We start from the raw sequence: 19,305 nt of genomic DNA, 5'->3' as shown, positions 1-19,305 counted from the left end.
GGATTTTCTAAAGGTCTTGCTGATTACAACCCAAAGTCCATCCTCTGCTCACTGGCAGTTCCTATGTATCATTATCCCCTCGTAAGTGATCCTCGCAAAAGACCGCCACGGTCCTGTTTCAGTTAAAGATGATTCGCTCGAAACGAAAACGCCACAAAAGAACTCTGCCTCTCACTTTCTGGTCTAATTTCTTCCATGCCCTTTTCATCTGTCCTCGCGTCTTCCTGCCACGCTTCTACTTACGGGAACGTACCTGTAATGCTGGTATGAGGTTGTCAAAGTACACTGGCAAAATTTACCTGCCTATTAAATAGCCGACGAAAAGCGCCATAATTATTCAATTTTTGATAAATTTTTTAATTTTTTTCTCAAACGGTTTCTTTTGGTATAAATCGTCTGTTCTGCCATTCCCATAATCTTAGCAACTTCTCTTCCAGAATATCCCCATGTACTGAGTAAGAGGATTTCCAGTGTCTGATGCTCCGTTTCTTTCAATAGTTCATAGATTCGCTTATCACCTATGTGATCCAGAAGCTCCTTTACATCCCTTGCAAACAGCTCGCTGTCCTTTTCTTTTATGGAATCCATATCCTGCATCGTTTCATCCAGATGTTCCCGGTATCTGCGCTCTTCCAGAAAGTCTTCCCTGTCCATCTGGCGCAGCTTTTGGATCTTCTCTTCTTCCATTCCCAGTTCACGCAATTTCTTTTCTTCCTGTTCTTTCCAATAATTCCACTTTCGTTCTTCACTTGTCTTGTTATAAGCCATTTATCTTTCCTCCGATCTGATTTTTGATATAGAAATCAAATCGGAGCATGGCGGTGACCGGATAGGTACGTTATAATGTTCGAAAAATGTCGAAGAAAAAAATGCTGCAACCTCTTCGATTACAGCACTTTTTTCCATCTTACGTGAATATTTCTTGTTGGTTCATAGGAGATTCCTTCTTTTTCTCATAATGAATAAAAGACTCTTGTCATCCATTATTTATTATAATTTTTCTACTATTACAATAGCTTTTTTAACAAGTTTTCTTGTCTTGGAGTTTAAAAGAAAGCTACCAGTTTTTTTCCTCTGATAGCTTTCCATTCATTCTTATTCTGTTGGGAACATCGCTGCTTCCAACTTATTCATCTCTGTATCCAAAAGACCATATTTTCCTGAGTTATCTTTTTCCACGGATACGTTTACAGTAACAGCTTTTCCATATCTGTTCTTTTCAAGACTCTTCTGGACACTTTCTGTTAATACAGCTGCAAAGACTTCCGGATCATTTCCATCCAATCCCTGCTTTATTTTTTCATTGCTTACCTCTGTAGAGCTTTGTTGCAATGTCTGAAATACATTGGATGGTTCAACTTGTACACTTACTGTATAGACTCCATCCTCTTCTTTCACATCTTGTACTTTGTATTTTGCCAGTTTCTTTACTTCTGTCAGTTTTTCCGCATAATCAGCAATTCCTTTATCCGTAATGTTATCGGAATCATCAAATTGCTGTTGGATACTCTCATTAAAATCCTCTTCGATTTCTTTCTTGGCATCTTTTTCCGAGATTTCTAACAGATTCGCATAGTCCTTATATTCTCCATGATAGTGTGCATCAAGAGAACTTTGGACGTAGGATTTGGCATCAAAGTCTGGTTGTCTGGAGCAAGCTGATAACAATATACATACTATAATTCCTATACTTATGCACAAAACACAATTCTTCTTTTGCATATTCTCTCCTTCACGCTTTATTTATCTTCAATTTTTATCGAAAATAACATTTTTAAATACTGTTCTATTGACTCCTTTTGAACTTTTCTTTCAATATTATATGGAATGCACATAAAAAACTCCACATAACCATTATCAATAAAACTCAGCAATACTTCTCCATTTTCTGTTAAAAAATGTACATATTTTTTATTACATTTACTTTCAAATTTAATATTCGACATTTGCTTGTATATTTTTTTGTAATGATTTTTTATGCTTACTTCATCTGTACAATCAGTTCCATCACCTATCAAAAAAGAAATATACAACTTATCATAATCTTCATTTCTATATGTCATATAAGAATCTGTATGACCATCACCAATATTTTTATAATGCTCATTTGGAATCGAATAACTAATTATTTTCCCCTCTAATGTTTCAAATCTTTCTGTTTCATCAATTCTAATTTCACATGGTTCAAACATTTTTTTTATAAACAAGCCCAATTCATAATCCGACATTTCTATAAAATTAATATAATCTTTTTCTTCCGTTTTTCGCGAATATCCCCCTCTATTATTCCGTTCCCATCTTCTAATTTCTAATTCATCTCCATTTTGTTTCAAATCAATTCTTTGATAATTCTTGGAAAATGTTGGAAAACTTTTATATTTTGTTTGTTTCCAAAAATTGTTTAATTGAGATTCGTCTACTTTTGGGAAACTTTCTGCAATTTTTATTCCTTTTCTAATTGCACAGCCTATCTTATCTATTGTTTCTTCAGCCATAATTTCAATTGTAGGTTCGATAGAAATATAACATCCCATAAACCTTTCAATGGCATTAGGCACAATTAAGAAACCATATTTTTGATTATAATATACAGAAATCATATCCGTTTTCTCCTCTCTATTACTTAAGGGGAATAAAATATTCCCCTTAAGCTATTTACTTTGCTATTATTTTCCTACTGTAATAATGAGTTTAACACCTTTATCAATACCATGTTTTGTAGCATTATTAACTGCATTTATCTGAGCTTCGCTTAATGTTACATTTGGAACAACTACTTGTAATTGTCTACCCACTATTTCTTCCGCATTAACAAATTTACCATTAAATGTTTCTCCTATAAATCCTGAAACTTTATTAATGTCCTTGACAATTACCTTTTCCAATTTATTACCATTTTGATAAGTCTTTGCACCTAAGTCTCGGCTTTTAACACTAGTCACAACACCATTTTCTACTTTATCTATGGTCGGGAAATTGTGTCCCAAGTTATTTCCCATAGCTTTGTCAATAATATCTCCTCGCTCTAATGGTGGTTTTTCCCAAGTGCCTTCTGGCAATTTTGTTTCGGTTACTTCTGCAACTAATTTTTTAAACGATTTATCAATCCCATCATTATGGGTACTTCCTGCACTCCTTACTACATTCAAAAGTTTCCCAGCCCCATAACTAAGGCCACCCATAACGCCACCTGTCACTGCTCCTGCAATACCACCGACTAACGTATCTTTTGCTACTTGTTTCAGACTATTTCCAGACAAACCTGAATTCACTGCACTATATGAAGCTCCACCAATAGCTCCAATAACTGCTCCTGAAACCATCGCCGTTCCTAAGCCACCCATTGCTGGCAATGCTGCCAGAACTGCTCCTGCAGCCAAACCGCCTGTTGCAGCAACTACAAGACCAGAAACTGTAACCGCAGTTATACCAATGGCTACTTTTTTCACCGCATTCCAGTCTACTTTTCCAAGCTTATCTGTAATACGATTTGTTGTCGTACACATATGTCGTACCACTTCTGAGCGGATTTCTGCCGTTCTTTCTGAAACATAGGATTTGAAAGATGTATAAGTTTTTCCAATTTTCTGTACCCCATTGCTTACAGAACGAATAAACTGACTTCCTCTGGATGTGATCTTTTGATATGTACTGCTACTGGTTACACGATTTTTCACAGATTGATATGTCTGTTTTGCATGTTTAGCTGCATTTTTGGCAGTTTTTGCTACCCCCTTCACTGTGTTAACAATAGTTTTTGCTGCTTTCTTAGCTGTATTTACTACTGTTTTGACTACCTTTTTCGCAGTATTAACGATTTTCTTGCCGACACTCTTGACTGCTTTCGCTGCTTTTTTAGCTGTACTCTTAATCCTGCTCCACAATGAATGTCCTGTCGGATCACTGTAATTCAGCGGATTATTGGTCGTATAATCGTAGCGGTTTCTGGTCAGTGGATTTTCTGTCGTTCCAAGGTCACTATCTTCAGTTGTAAAGGTTCCGTTCTCTGCGTTATAGTATCTTGCCCGCAGATACTGAAGTCCTGTTTTTACATTTGTGGACTCCCCATTGTAACCGTAGTAATTGACACCGTCTGCTGTTCCTGATGTAAGGTTACCGTATGAATCATACTGATAACTGTTCGTCAGATTAGCTGTTTCGGTCAGGATTCCGGTCACGCTGTTTCTTCCGTCATATAAATAATAACTGCTTTCTTCCGATTTATCAACGCTTACCCGTTCTCCGATTCCACTTTCTCCATAAGTATAAGCCTGACGTACTTTCTCGTCTGCTCCATACTCTGCAAGGACTTCTGTATTCTCGCGATTGATATCGTTGATATACTCTGTCAGTGTGTATCCTTTGGCATTGGAACCGCCTTTTACCAGAGAGGCAAGCTGCTCTTTCGGGCTGTTTCCATCTTCGGTACGCTGGTTCGCCGGGATCAGGACTTCATCGCCATAGCAGTCTTCCCATTTATAGGTGTTATCAAGTTCGAATACCCGGTTGTTATCTCCATCGTACATGGCTGCCATCAGGACTGTTCCACCCTGTTTTACTACTGCCAAACGATTCTCTGCTGTGTATTCATAAGTAACCGGATCTGCACTGTTTGTCTTATCACATTCCTGGATCAGATTGCCATCTTTATCATAGCTGTAGGTTGTTCCCGGATCGCCCCAGATCTTTGCATTGGTGCGTTTGATGAGCTGGTTGGAATCGTTGTACTTATAGTTATATTTTGCTTTGCTGACACCATCCTCGATCTTCTCGTAAGAGGTCCGGTTTCCAATCTTGTCATAAGTATAATTATGGACTGTCTTTTTACCGCCCTCTGCTTTTTCTGTACAGCGTGTCAGTTCCCAGTTGTCATCGTATTCATAGGTACGTGTCGTCTGGATCTCTTTTTCCTGATGCTCACAGTCTGCTTTGTCTGTCTCTTTCTGTGTATCGCCCCAGTTGTACCAGTCTTCCCAGCTTGGCGTCTTTCTTGTTCCAGCTTCCAGTTCCGTAGCTGTTTCTCCAACTACATATCCCTGATCATTGTACTTGTACTCATAAGTACTGATTACTTTGCCGCAGGAACCACAGGTATTCACAATCTTTGTGATATGATCTTCTGCATCGTAAGATACTTCCGTCTTTGTTCCATTACTTCTAGTAACTTCTGTCACACGGTTCAGTGCATCATGCTTGTAAGTGGTTACTTTTCTATTACGGTCTGTCAGTTTTACCAGATTATCATTTAAGTCGTATTCATAGCTGATCTTTGTCCCATCCGGGTATACGATTGCCTGCAGATTATCTGCGTCATCATAAACGTAGCTGACATCCTTTTTCGAACCGCTTGTCACTTTGGTGATTCTTCCAAGTGCATCGTATTCGTAGCTGCTCTTGCCTGTCTGATCCTTCATGGATACCCGTTCCCCGGCACTGTTATATGCGTAGGTCACGTCCTTTTCGGATGTCTCGCCTTTTGCGTCCTGATAAGATTTCTCCAACAGGTCATTCAGTTTGTCGTAATCATACGTGGTTTTCTTGCCGCTTGCCTGTGTATGTCCGGTCAGTCTGCCTTTTTCATCATAGTCGAATTTCTCCGTTCTTCCTGCCGGATCTTTGATGGATGTCAGGTTGCCTTCTAAGTCATAAGTATAATTCGTTGTCTTATTTGCTGCATTGGTGAAGGTCACCAGGTTATCCATGTTGTCGTAACCATAAGTTGTTACACCGCCAAGGGCATCAGTTACTTTGGTCAGGTTGTCATTCTTGTCATATTCCAGATGGCTCTTTAATCCGGTCTTATCTGTAACAACCTGAATATTCCCATGTGCATCGTAATCAAATCCCGTTGTGAATCCACGCTTGTCTGTAATAGAAGTTACCCTGCTGTCCTTATCATAGGTATAGGATTCCTTCTGCCCCAGTGCATCGGTCTCTTCTGTTACACGGTTGTCTTTATCGTAGACTGTCTTTGCAACATAGCCCATCGGATCTGTTACAGATGTAACATTATAATTCTTATCATATCCATAGCTGGTCTTTCTTCCACCCGGTTTGGTGATCTCAGTAATATTTCCTGCCGGGTCGTAAGTGTAAGCAGTTATCTTACCAAGCGGATCAGCTGCAGAAGTCATCTGACCTGCCAGGTCATAACTGTAGGTATTGCTCCGTCCAAGCGGATCTGTCTCCTTCACCAGATTGCCATACTTATCATAAGAAAAGCTGGTTGTTCCATCCAGTGCATTGGTAGAAGACTTCATCTTATGGAGCTTATCGTAAGTATAAGTAGTGGTACTCTTTAAGCTGTCGCTTTCTTTTACCACGTTGTCCACTTTATCATAAGAGAAATTTTTAGTATAACCCAGTGGACTGGTCATACTCTTCAGACGTCCGGCTTTATCATAACTATAGGTATACTCTCCACCATTCGCCTGTGTCATCTTTGTGACATTGTCATTCAGGTCAACACTGTACTGTGTCTCATTTCCCTTTGCATCCGTTACAGAAATGACATTGCCATGCTTGTCGTAATCATATTTGGTAACTGCTCCCTTTGGAGAAATCTGTTCCGTCATGTTACTCAGGCTGTCATATTTGTATTCGGTAATGAGTCCCATCGGATCTTTTGATTTGGTAAGATTTCCAATGGCATCATAACGGTATTCATTTGTTTCTTTTAACGGAGAAGTCTCACCGATCTTGCGGTCCAGTTCATCATACTGGTAGGTTGTCGTATTTCCATTTCCGTCTGTCTGGGATACGAGATTGTCATTTTTATCGTAAGCATACTTGGTAACCGTACCGTTTTCATCGACAGATTCCGTCACATTATCATTTCCGTCATACTTAAAGGTGCTGGATGCTCCCAGTGGATTTGTCTGAGAAATAACCCGGTCTTTCTTATCGTAAGCGTATTTATATGTGGCTTCCTCTTCTTCTGTCATGGATAACTGGTTGCCGACTTTATCGTAGGTAAAGGTTGTTTTATGACCTTCCGCATCCGTTACCGCTGTAATGCGGTCCATAACATCATATTCATAAGATGTGATACTTCCGTCTGCTTCAGTAAGTTTCAGGAGTCTGCCGTACTGATCGTACTTGTATGTTGCTGTCCTGCCAAGTTCATCGGTCTGTGTCAGTACATTTCCGGCACCATCATAAGTATAATCCATACTGTTTCCACCATTGTCGGAGGAATGGATCAGGTTGCCTGCTCCGTCATATTGATAGGTAATTACGAGTCCCTGTGCATCCGTACATTTTACAAGCTGTCCGATGGCATCGTACTCCATCAGCACCTTGTCCCCTGTCGGCAGTATTATGGATGTGTTATTTCCCTCTTTATCATACACATAACTATACGCATTGCCGAGGGCATCTGTCATCTTTGTGCTGTTGCCCTGTGAATCGTATTCGTAAGTGGTCTTTCCTTTCAGGGCATCCACCGTCTGTTCCAGATTGTCGGTGGAATCATATTTCATTGCTGTAATGTTGCCCTTTGCATCGCTTACCGATGTCATGTTTCCATTACCATCGTAAGTCATGGTACTGGTATTTCCATTTTCATCGGTAGAGGATACCAGATTTCCATTTAAGTCATACTTCATGGATACGGTATATCCAAGGGCATCTTTGGATGTAGTCAGATTTCCTGCCTTGTCGTAAGCATAAGTATCTGTTCTTCCCTCTTCATCGGTAGAAGATACCAGATTTCCTGCTTTATCATAAGTATATGTGGTAGTTCCACCTTCTGGGTTGGTTTCACTTAAGCGGTTTCCTGTATTATCGTAGGTATAAGTCCAGGTTCTTCCACTGTCATCTGATTTTGATACCAGATTGTCTGCCGCATCATAAGTATAAGTGGTAACTGCACCTAATTCATCTGTCTCTTTAGCGAGTCTTCCGCAGTTATCATATTCCTTGGAATGGCTGCTTCCATCTCCATAAGTAATCTTGGTTTCATTTCCTAATGCGTCATATTCATATTTGGTTATATTACCAACTGCATCTTTGGACTGAAGCACCTGTCCAAGAGAATCAAACTTGGATACGGTTGCATTTCCATTTCCATCGGTATATTTTTTCAGATTTCCTGCTTTGTCATATTCATAGAGCTTTGTTCCAAAATCTTTATTACTCTCTTCTATGACACGTCCCATGCTGTCATACTTATAAGTAATTGTATTTCCTTTTGCATCGGTTGCTTTGACCTGCTGATAATTCTTATCATAAACGTAGCTGATCTGATTTCCTTTCGGATCTGTACCACTGGTCATGTTGTACATCTTATCATAAGTATAAGTGGTGGTATTCCCCAGTGCGTCAGTACTTGCTGTAATATTTCCCACACCATCCAGCGTATAAGCGGTCACACCGCCATCGGCTGCTGTCTTGGAAGTCAGATTGCCATTCGCATCGTAACTGTTCGAGGTTACATTTCCAAGTGGATCTGTCATGGTAACTGCACGATTCATCGCGTCATACGTGAATCCCCATGCTGCTCCATTTCCATCCACATATCCGGTCATGTTCGGTCCGTCATACGAATACGTTGTTGTGACACCTCTGCCGTCTGTCTGGGATACCATACGATGTTTGTCATCGTAAGTATAGGTAATGGCTGTTCCATCCGGTTTTGTAGATGTGACCATATTTCCATTACCGTCATAACTGTAAGTAACCGTTGCTCCGTTATATCCAGTTGCACTGGTCAGCTTATTCTGCTCATTATAAGTATAAGAGGCTGTCTTTCCATCCTCTCTTGTCTCCGTTGCTACATTGCCAAATGTATCATAAGTGTAAGTTTTTGTTCCGGCTGCTGTCGTTTCGGAAGCAAGCTGATTCTCTGCATTATAAGTCTTTTCACAGGTTGTTCCATCCGGATATTCAATGGATGTTGTGCGGTACTGATCATCATAATGATAAACGGTCTTATTTCCTTCGTTATCCGTTGTTGTAGTAGAACTCTTTCCGTACTTGAAAGTTGCCGTTCCTTTTTCTGCATCAGTCTGCTCTACAACTCTTCCTTCTTTATCGTAAGTATTCTTTACAACCGTATTGCCATTCTCATCTTTCCAGCTTGTCATACGGCTGTCATCATCATATTTGTACTCTTTTGTTGTTCCATTCGGATCTGTTACAGATATCAGATTTCCCTGCTCATCATATTTGTAAGAAACTTTTCCACCATCTGGAAGAGACAGTTCCTTGATATGCCCGAATTTATCCTGTTTTACCCCGAATGTTTTTCCGGATGGTGTTGTAATCTTACTCAGATTATAATCATCGTCATAATCTAATACTGTCTTAAATCCATTCACATCCGTTACATAACGTAAAATTCCATATTTATCAAATGACCAGACGCTCTGATCCGCATCTGTCAGTTCCCATCCGATGTAGTCATGGTCTGTATCTTTATAGCTGACTGCTTTTAAATCATATACATAACCATCCGGAGTAGTGTAGCTTCCATCTTCATTCTTATCAAAGATCAGATAACTTCCGTCCCCTCTCATATACAGAAGACTTCCGTCCTCCATTTGAGAAAGTGACTGGTCATAGTTAAAGCTCCATCCACGTCCGAACATGGAATGCTGGTCTGTTCCTTTGGAATTGTAGCTTCTTGTAATGGAGAATTCTCCATTCAGTTCATTCATCGTCGCATCGGACTGATCCATGTAGAAGTTACCAGTATTTAAGTTGACTGGTTCAAATCCAAATTCACAGTGCAGGCCTCTTCCCATCAATGCTCCGTCAATCCGCATCTTATCCTGATCGGTAAGCGGTGCAGGACTATATGGAACATTTGTCTGTGGGTTACGGATAAAGATCGTGTTATTTGCGACTACCAGTGCGTCCATAACCTGATTGTCTTTCATAATGTTCTTAAGCGGAACACCATAATATTTTGCAATCTTCGGGAATGTATCAAACTGCTTCACTTCATAGATCACAAAGCTGTCACTGGTCACTTCTTTTCCTGTTTCCAGCTTTCCATCAATCTCTTTCGATGCTTTTGCTTTGATCTTATAAAGCTTGTCCTTCGTCAGCCCTGAATACAGTGCACTCTGCCAGTTGGAATCTTTGCTGTAATACTTATTCGCCTCCGGGAACTGCTTATTGTATTCAGTACTGTCTGGATAGGAATACAATGGTTTTGCATCTGTTTCGTGATGTTCTTCATTTTCCTCATCTGGAAGCAGATAATATTCTACTGTAGATTTGCTCTTTGCAATTCCGTCTGCAAATACGGCATCAAACTTCAGCTTTCCATTTGTATTCTTTTCTGTCATCGGGCGAAGCAGGATCGTTGTTTCATCCAGTGACATATCTCGCAGATATGGATCTTCAGCCGGTGACCACTGGATGCTGAGTTTCGGTCCATAAACGGATGCCCTGTTATTCAGTACCTCACACTGCATAGAAGCTCCAAGGTTATTTGCCTCGGCAATGGCTACCAGTGCAAATCCGTTATTCGCATGAGTTCCCTGCACCCAGTCATTGACCAGATCTTTGACGTCATAATTGATATAGCTGTTCCTGCTGGTACTTGCATTCTGTACATCCTGAAACGTAAGATTTACTGGTTTTGTTTTCCATGTGATGGAGGTGTTCCACGACTGATCTACACGATAAAGTCCAAACTGGGATGCACCACCACTGTATGCAGTTTTCTGACTGACTGCAAATGTTGCACTGTCAATTTTGGAATCTTTCGGAATCTGACTAAAATTTGAATTTACTTTGATATAAGTCCGGCAGTTCTGGTGTGCAGTACCAAATCCTGCAAGGTTCCCAGACTTAATACCATCATCAAATCCGACATACGGATAATTGTTGTCACCAATCTGACTGGTAGGACTTCCCTCTTCCACACCGATCATGTTAAAGGAACTCTTCTGAATCTCTACTGGTGTCGGATCGATCCTGACCGGATACTGACGTTCTTCTGCCGAAAGCCAATCCCTATCTGGTTTTACGGTCAGGATTGTTTTTCCATCTTCTTCCCGAAGTTCCAATGTGATCAGGAAACTGATTTCCCCGGCAGCATCTTCCATTGATGGCGTCTCCAGAAGATACTTCGCATCTTTGATTGTCTTCCCTTCCGGATAGATATAGACCTGATTGTCTTTTACTTCTGCCTGATACCCCGGAATCTGCAGCTCGTATTCATAGACTTCCCTGTCTGTTGGCTGCTGAAGTACGATATCTTCCTTAATGCTGGAATCCAGTACTGTATACTGAACATCTGCGCCCTCGTAAACTTCATTATAAAGGATCGCATTGTCTTTAATAACGGAATGTGTATAATCTCCATCTACCGGAATGATCCCGATTCTGGTCTTTCCATTTTCAATCGTTACACCATTCTCTTCTGACATCTGTTCCGGAAGAAGGATAGCATAATCGTTTGCCTTGTTCTGATAAACTTCTGTTTTCTCTTCCTTTTCTTCAGTTGCCACTACACTGCTGGCTTCCTGTGCTTCTTCGGATGCCGGAGTATCTGCTTCTTCTGGTTTTACAAGTGTATTATCAACCAGCTCGGTATCTCCATCCTCATTCTTATAAGTTCCGACATAACCTCCATAAACGGTTGTATACTGCTTGTCCCCTGTCTTATAAGTCTTGGAAATGGCATCATAATCAATCAGTTCACCTTCCGGTTCTTCTGGAATCGGATAGTAATCCTGTGGTTCTTTCAACTCCACTTCTTTTTCCTGCGGATTTTCTTCTGTTTCTTCCGCTGGAGTTGTCTGTTCTTCCTGCGTCTCTGTATCTTCTGATGGCGTCGTTTCATTTTGTACGTCCGCATCAGACTGCTGACTCTTATCTTGTTCTCCAGATGTGGAATCTGTAATCCCTGCTTCCTCTTCCGTCAAAGCCTCTGGTCTGGAGAAATCTGCATTCTTCTGTACATCCTCAATGGCCTCTTTTGCCTGTACAAAAATAGGCTCTGTTCCCTGTAGTGCCATCAGGAGTGCAAGTACTAAGGCTATAGCCGACTTTCGAAATCTCTTCATAGTCTCTTTCTCCCTCTTGTAATCTTTTTCTATAATTCCTTTACAAAATAACCGCTACCCTCCTTTTTTCTGACTTTGGCACTACTATAATCTAAAAAATCACAAAATTTTCATAAATGGTAAAAATGCCCCTTGAGGTGGCAAAAATAGACGAAATCGGTCGAAAAAAATAGTAAGACACCATCGCCTTACTATTTTTCATCTAATTTCATATATAATAATATTTTCACTTGAAAGGATTTCTCCGTATGGCAGATCTCCATCTGACCATGATATTTTTCTACTACGAGTTTCACATTTTGTAATCCTATTCCATGTCCTTCTTTCCTGCTTTTCGTTGTCAGATAAATTCCATTCCGCACTTTTGGTGTATCTTTTATGCTATTCTCAATCTGGATATTCATGATTCCTTTTCCATAATACATCTGAAACGATAATCTCCTTTCATCTGAAGCTGCTGTCCCACGAATAGCATTATCCATAAGATTTCCCACTATTATACTTATATCAAATAATTCTTCCCCTATATGATTCGGTATTTCTACAGAAATCTCCGGATTTTCAATTACTGATTTCGAATCTTCCAAAATATAATTCAGCAGATTATTCATATTACGGTTTTCTGTATATAAATGATGACATAAGGCTGTTCCGGCTATATTCTCCATTTGTTTCAGATACGATAGAATCTCTTCATTTCCTCCCGTTTTTGCCATTGCCCCTATTGTTGTAAGATGGTGCTTGTAATCATGATGTATCTTATTCAGCCTGTCCTGTGATTTCATCATCATCTCCAGTTCTTTTGCATACTGGCTCATCTGAATTTTCATCTCTTCCTGTTTTGCTGTTTCAATATAACTTTTCTGAACCTCATCGTGCAGATAGAAAATAAACACATTGATAAACAGTAAGAATAATACAATCGTAGACCGCACACCTCTTCTGTCTGGCAGCAATATCCTGATACAGACTATAATGCTGATCACCGGGACAGAAAGCATAGCAAGCCAATGACGGTTCTTTATATAATAACTTCTCTTTACACCTACTTTTCTTTCAATAATGACTTCCAGTAAAAAGAATATAAAATTTCCCATTACAATAGTTCCCGGTCCCATGTGATGATGCACCGGATTTCTTGCTACCGCATACCGTTGAAAGAACACGATTGGAATCCCATCACATAAAATTCCCATAATATATACCATAAGTGTATTCCAGACATGATGTTGCCAGTCTGCCTGATATGCCACTGTTATAATTAACAGAGCTATCAGCTCAAAGATCAGATCTCCGTACATCGTTCCCCACTGCATGCTTCCCCAGCATGAAAGCAGATATGCACAAAAATATGCAAATAGCTTTTGTGTATCCTCATTTTTTGGATACAGGATGGTATTGTAACGGAACACAGTATAAATCCAGAATAATTTACTTGTCAGATAAGTGATCAAATGGATATTCATAATCTTTTCTTCTCCGTTTGTAATAGTCTTTCCCTGACCTTCTTGCGATTTGCTTTACTGATACTGAGACGTGTCTTGTCTTTCATAACCACGTTGTCATATTCGTAATGCTCCACGTGTTCCATATTGATGAGATAGGACTTGTGAATCAGTAAGAAATATTCTTCTGTTACATCCGCTACATCCTTTAATTTTCCTCGATATTCATATTCTTTTTCCGATGTCACGATATGTACTCTTTTTCCCAGACTATAAAAATACAGGATCTTGTCATAAGAAATCTTGTGGATTCCTTTTGTATCCGTATATTCAAATATTTTCTTCCGTTCTTTTAACAGTTCCCGTAATTCACCTATCACCCGGAAAAGTTCTTCCTCTCGGATTGGCTTTACAAGAAAATCAAATGGATGAATACGGAATAATTTCATAGCATATTCCTGATATGTTGAAATATAGGTAATCCGCAGTTCTTTTCCATAATTTTTCTTTCGTATCTCCGTTCCGATATCAATTCCATTCTCATGTTCCAGACAAATATCAAGGAATAACATATCGTAGGATTCTTCTTCCAGCCTGTTAAGAAGCTGCTCCGCAGAATAGTATATTTCTATAGATATCTGACAGTCATTCGCTTTCCCATAATGGAGCAGCTTCTATTCTAACCAATTACATAGGATGATGTCATCATCACAGATTGCAAGTTCTAGCATATTTTCTTACCCTCAGTCTTTCGTAACACGACAAATGGGGAAAAGAATCCCCTTCAATTCTTTTCCCGAATGGACATCACTAATTTTGTGTCATTTTTCCGATGCAACAGCACCACTTCCTTTGCTGTCTTATTTTGTCCTCTATATAATAAACACTTGAACAAGAAAAAACTGTCGCCATTTTATAATTTATTTATATTTTTTATGTTTTATTTATATTTTATCCAAATATTACAGCGATAACTAATAATGTCACCCCCTGCATTATTCTTTTTATTTTTAGCGTCATTTGATAAAACATCAACGTTTTTGATGGCAAAAAGGGAACCTGCAAAACCAGATTCCCTTTAAAATACATGCTCTTCTCTAAAAGGATGATAAATCCACCATCCTCTGCTTATTTTTAAAAACTTTTTCCTTTTTTACAATACTTATAAATATTAAATGGTTTTTCTTTTTTTTCAAATAAAATCCCTGTTGTTTTAATAATTTTTATAAGTTCATCCGACTCCATATCTGTCGTTTTAAATATAAATATTTTCTTTTCATTTGTTATGAAAAAAAAGAAGTTTTTATATAAGAACATTCTATCAATATTTTTAAATTCATAAATTTGATCTTCATCTATTTTAATTGCGTTTTCATCGATATCCACCGTTTCATATCCTGATCTACCCCAGACAAATTCATGAACATTTTTTTCAAAATTTTTACCAATCATTTGATACCAAATAATCCAAGCCACACAAGCCACACAAGTTCCAATCCCTATTCCAAACATCAAATAACTTTCCGACAGATAACAATTAATCGACAGTAAAAATTCTACAGGTGTAAAAATATAGATAATCATTCTACTTTTCTGTCTTGTTTTAAATAATTGATTAGGAATTATAAACCCAAGCGAAAGCATTCTTTCTAATTCTTCCCTATCCTCATCTGACACAATTGATTTAATATGCATTCTTCTTAATCCCCCTTTTGCCAGAGGTCCTCTTTATAAAATCGAACCTCTGGCCATTGTCTCTTTTATTCTTTTACAATTTACAGCGCTTGAATCAACAAACCAAAAACAGTACCTGCTCCAGCTGAAAATAAAGCAATAATTGACGGAATTGCATTTACAACTAATGCACCCGCAAGAACTAATATTACGGCTCCTGCCAGTATATTACTATGCTCTTTTGTGAATTCTACAACATTAAATTCAAGACCACTATTAGAATTTAATGTCATTGTAAAAATCAAAGCAACCGATATTGTCCACTCTTTTTCCTCTTCTGGCAGCAAATCTGATGTACTAAATACAATGGAAAACTCTACACTATTGGCAAAAACATTATTTATTTCAAAAGCAATATTACCAGATTTAACCGATAAAGCAATTTTTTCTATCGTATTTCCAAAGTTATCTGCTCCCTCTATACCTGTATCTGATAAATTTGATGAAATCTCCATAATTTGATTTTTGCAAGTTTGTGTCAATTCTCCATCATTTCCTATATCCACTTTTATATTATAAATTTTACCAGTTGAACTTTCAAGCGATGTGGATATTTTAGTAGAAATATCAATTGCTCCTTGAGGACTCATCATTGTTCCCAGTGAAATTTCCTTATCATACTCCACACCCACATCCATAATTTTATTCAGATAACCAAGCGGCTCCATTACATTATAGACATATTGATTTCGTGCTATTTTTACCTTTGCCCGAAGATTTTCTTGCGCTATTTCCTCATCTGTTTTTGTCGATACGGCATCGAACTTTTTAAATCCAGTATCTCTCCCTGAATATGCATCTTTATCCAGTGGGAACGAAGGTGATGAAGAAAATGAGTTCAACTCACAAAATTGATCAAATGCCCAGTTCTTCGGCATCGAATATCCCAAATTACAGCTAAATCCAGTTGACATATCTGCCACAAATGATTTACTTGCCAATCCTGCTTCATAAACTTTAGTACATACATATCTTGGTGCATAAATGCCGACTTTATAATTTTTATCATTTGTCGAACTGAAAAAGATCATGTGAATCTGTTCAAAATAAGGTATAATAAATGTATTAATCTGATATGAATAACAATCAAAATCCACTGCAAAGTATATAGTCGTTCCACTTGGTATACCGATTCTCTCGGCTGCTAAAATTGCTGTCTGTGCATCAACACTTCCCTGGGACGGATCCTTAAAATAGTTTAATTCATATCCTCCATCCTGATATATCGGGAATACCGATAATCCTGCATTTTCAATGTTTTTCACTTCTGTTGATGTCAAATATTTCGGTGTATGTTCTTTTCCAACAGAACCTGTCAGATAACGTCCTACATGAGTATACCCTGCATTTTTTATATCTAATGCCTGTTGTTTATTTAATACTGTTGCACAGTCACACGCTTTTGCTGCCCTGTTTGTATCGCCTTTACTCGTAAGCAATGATTTCATAGTAGAAACATTTACTTTTCCTTTTGTTACAAGTCCAATTCCTGTCAGACCATAAAACTCCTGAAATTCTGACACCTTTGACTCTGTAGTCGAATCAAACACGCCATCGAATCTTCCCGGATTATATCCGTTAAAATATAGTCCGTATTGAGCAATCTTATTAAATGGAACATATTTCGTCGAGTTCTGTCCGTTCTGTAATGTACCCGGAAACGCATTTGTTGTTGCATCGCCAAAATTAACTGAATTCAAATCTGTAATTAATTCAGTTGTAACTCCTTCAGCCGCCTGCAATGCACCAACTAAAGACAAAATTGTCTGTCTTGAGGCAATTCCATCACAAGGTCCAACACCAATAACATCTGACCAGTCACTATTTAATTGCTGTTGAATAAGAACAATATTGGAATCCCCACCAGAAACCTTTGTAAACCAGTTTAGGGATAACAATCCAGACCAAACTTTCCAATCAATTTTGCCCGTAACTTCCAGTCCTGCATTTTCCTGCATCTTTTTAACTGCATTTACTCCTGATGTATAATAAATTCCAGTAATTCCTCCAGCAGCATATCCTTTGCAAAACAGAGCACACTGAATCAAGCATACATTAACCTGCGGAGTATCATTCGGATCCATTTTTGTAATAATGGCTAACTTCTTCATGGTATTAATAGTAAGTGGTCCAACCGTTCCTGTAATCGTTGAGATTCCATTCTGAATCTGAAATGCACGAATGATTCCCTGCATCACGGCTGTTCCGGTCTTTCCATCTTCATCCAGTTTTACCCAATCCTTATGTCCACCAAACATCGCATTTAAATATTTTTGTGCTGCTTTTACATTCTGATCACTCATATTCACTACCTCCTAATTCAAGTCAATTATAAAGATTTCTAACTCTTTATATGTCTATCACTAAAAGTTACAATAACAATTTATCAATCAACTGTGACTATTTTGTGACTATTTTCCAAAGGATTCATTAACTCCCTTATAAAATCCTTAACAAATTATGAAAGAAACCATCAATTTATCACCCCATATCCCATTATAGAACTGTAATCTACTGCATAATTTCTCTGCCGTACCTGATCACTGGAATTTCCCTCAATCGTGTAAACTCTTCCACCTTCACACTTTTCTACTATTCCTACATGATCCGATGTTCCATCATGATCCCAGTCAAAAAAGATGATCATTCCAGCTGTCGGAGTTGTTCCGCCACTCTGCCACTTATTCTTTCCCTGAAACCAGGACACTCCATCACTGCACAATGAGAATTTAGGAACATTCCCACTTGCAATCAGACCGCTCTGATCCGCACACCAGCTTACAAAACAGGCACACCATTCTACCCGACTGTCAAATCCGTACCAGCTCCAGAACTTCTGACCGCCACTGTTTCCAAGCTGCCCCATTGCAACCGACACAATCTGCTGATTACCAAACAAACCAGCAAACAGGCTGCCACCGGAATAATACCGCATCACATGGGGAACGTATTGGGGATCTCCGTAACTGCTCCATCCATGCGAAGCTGCCTGTTCCTGTGAAAACTGCAATGCATTGGCTTCTGTATAACCGCCTCTTTGCAATGCCCATCCTATGTAGCCATTTCCATAGTTATATCCCTGCCATGCAAGTTTCAGCTTGTCCAGATCCTGTGGACTGCTGCATCCTGCCTGTCTGATACAGTCTGCAAAGGTCTGTACTCCAACCTCTATCGAATAATCCGGATCAGTAATAGAACCAGGAGTGTGTGGGAATCTTGTATTATATGGACTTTCCGAACACTGCATCGGGTCTGTTCCCCTGCCTCCAGATTCCTGCATCATGATGGCCTGTATCGCAGACACATATTCCGGAATGCCGTATTGGGATGCATACTGCTGTATCACAGAAGTATACGCAAGCACTTCTTCACTTAGGGATTCGGAGCTTTCCGAATTACTGCTGAAAGCTGCTCCTGCAATGATTCCCACAATCAGAATAAATACCAGAAGAAATGCACTACCTCCGGCAGCAATCCATTTTCCCATTTTTTCAAGAGCTACTACCCCTTTTTGAATCGCTGCTGTAATTCCCTGTACGGATAACTTTGAACCCTTTCCAGTTACCTGAAGGACTGCTTTTCCACTTTCTGCCGATGCCTGTGCTGACTTTCTTGCCATCTGGGCTGCTCTTGCTTTCTGCATCGCCTGAAGACTTTTTTCCATCTGCTGTTTCTGCATGGATGCCTGTGTCTTTATTTTTTCTTGAGACAGACCGGATACTTTTACCACTCTCGGTGCTGCTTTCACCTGCCGTTTACCATTCTCCTTGGCAAGTGCTGCCTGCTCCGGTTTCAACTTGATTAATTTCTTTCCGCTTTCTGCCCCCTGCTCCATTGCTTCTTCGGCAGCTTTCGCTTCTTCCTGTCTGCTTTTTCTTTCCTTTATCTTCCTGTAGGTCACTCCAGCAAGTTTTTTTCCACCTTGATATGTGGTTTTCCCTATACTTTTTCCTGCCACACTCGCCGCTCTGTACTGTACGGATTCTATTTTTTCAGTTCCATACTGTGTTGGGGATTCTGACTGCCCACTGCTTTTTTCATGTAGTTCCCTTGGCTTTTCTTTTGCTTCCAGAACCGCTGAGCGAACCAGTTCTTTCGGAAGT

The 19,305-nt window shown here is 39.2% G+C and carries 9 protein-coding genes; all 9 read right to left on the bottom strand.

Annotated elements, in window-relative coordinates; translation table 11 throughout:
• Positions 1 to 333: 333 nt before the first annotated feature.
• Positions 334 to 768: a helix-turn-helix transcriptional regulator gene (locus tag DXC04_RS14600; protein ID WP_007886453.1), complete on the bottom strand. Its 435-nt coding sequence runs from the start codon at positions 766 to 768 to the stop codon at positions 334 to 336.
• 327 nt (positions 769 to 1,095) lie between these two features.
• Positions 1,096 to 1,722: a hypothetical protein gene (locus tag DXC04_RS14595; RefSeq protein WP_007884654.1), complete on the bottom strand. Its 627-nt coding sequence runs from the start codon at positions 1,720 to 1,722 to the stop codon at positions 1,096 to 1,098.
• A 17-nt stretch (positions 1,723 to 1,739) separates the two neighbouring features.
• Complete coding sequence (locus DXC04_RS15765) at positions 1,740 to 2,600, bottom strand: contact-dependent growth inhibition system immunity protein (RefSeq protein WP_181975951.1); 861 nt, start codon at positions 2,598 to 2,600, stop codon at positions 1,740 to 1,742.
• A gap of 66 nt (positions 2,601 to 2,666) precedes the next feature.
• Positions 2,667 to 12,023 (bottom strand): DUF6531 domain-containing protein, encoded by a 9,357-nt coding sequence (locus DXC04_RS14585; RefSeq protein WP_220413859.1) that lies wholly within the window; start codon positions 12,021 to 12,023, stop codon positions 2,667 to 2,669.
• Positions 12,024 to 12,214: 191 nt separating this feature from the next.
• A complete protein-coding gene (locus DXC04_RS14580) occupies positions 12,215 to 13,489 on the bottom strand; it encodes a sensor histidine kinase (protein WP_055215245.1) in 1,275 nt (424 codons plus the stop codon).
• The gene (locus DXC04_RS14575; protein WP_330376202.1) at positions 13,486 to 14,100 is read right to left on the bottom strand and encodes a LytR/AlgR family response regulator transcription factor; all 615 of its coding nucleotides are present in this window, start codon (positions 14,098 to 14,100) and stop codon (positions 13,486 to 13,488) included. Before DXC04_RS14575 ends, DXC04_RS14580 begins: the two co-directional genes overlap by 4 nt.
• Before the next feature lie 502 nt (positions 14,101 to 14,602).
• Complete coding sequence (locus tag DXC04_RS14570; RefSeq protein WP_006426967.1) at positions 14,603 to 15,163, bottom strand: hypothetical protein; 561 nt, start codon at positions 15,161 to 15,163, stop codon at positions 14,603 to 14,605.
• Positions 15,164 to 15,243: 80 nt separating this feature from the next.
• A complete protein-coding gene (locus tag DXC04_RS14565) occupies positions 15,244 to 17,505 on the bottom strand; it encodes a glycoside hydrolase domain-containing protein (protein ID WP_117689652.1) in 2,262 nt (753 codons plus the stop codon).
• A 170-nt stretch (positions 17,506 to 17,675) separates the two neighbouring features.
• The coding region (locus DXC04_RS14560; RefSeq protein WP_243112171.1) for a lysozyme family protein at positions 17,676 to 19,305 on the bottom strand (1,630 nt) is incomplete at its 5' end.

It is taken from the genome of Dorea sp. OM07-5, assembly GCF_003481355.1.
GTDB lineage: Bacteria > Bacillota > Clostridia > Lachnospirales > Lachnospiraceae > Dorea_D > Dorea_D hominis.
The sequence above is the reverse complement of the archived record's forward strand: the minus strand, read 5'-3'. Positions and strand labels throughout refer to the sequence as shown.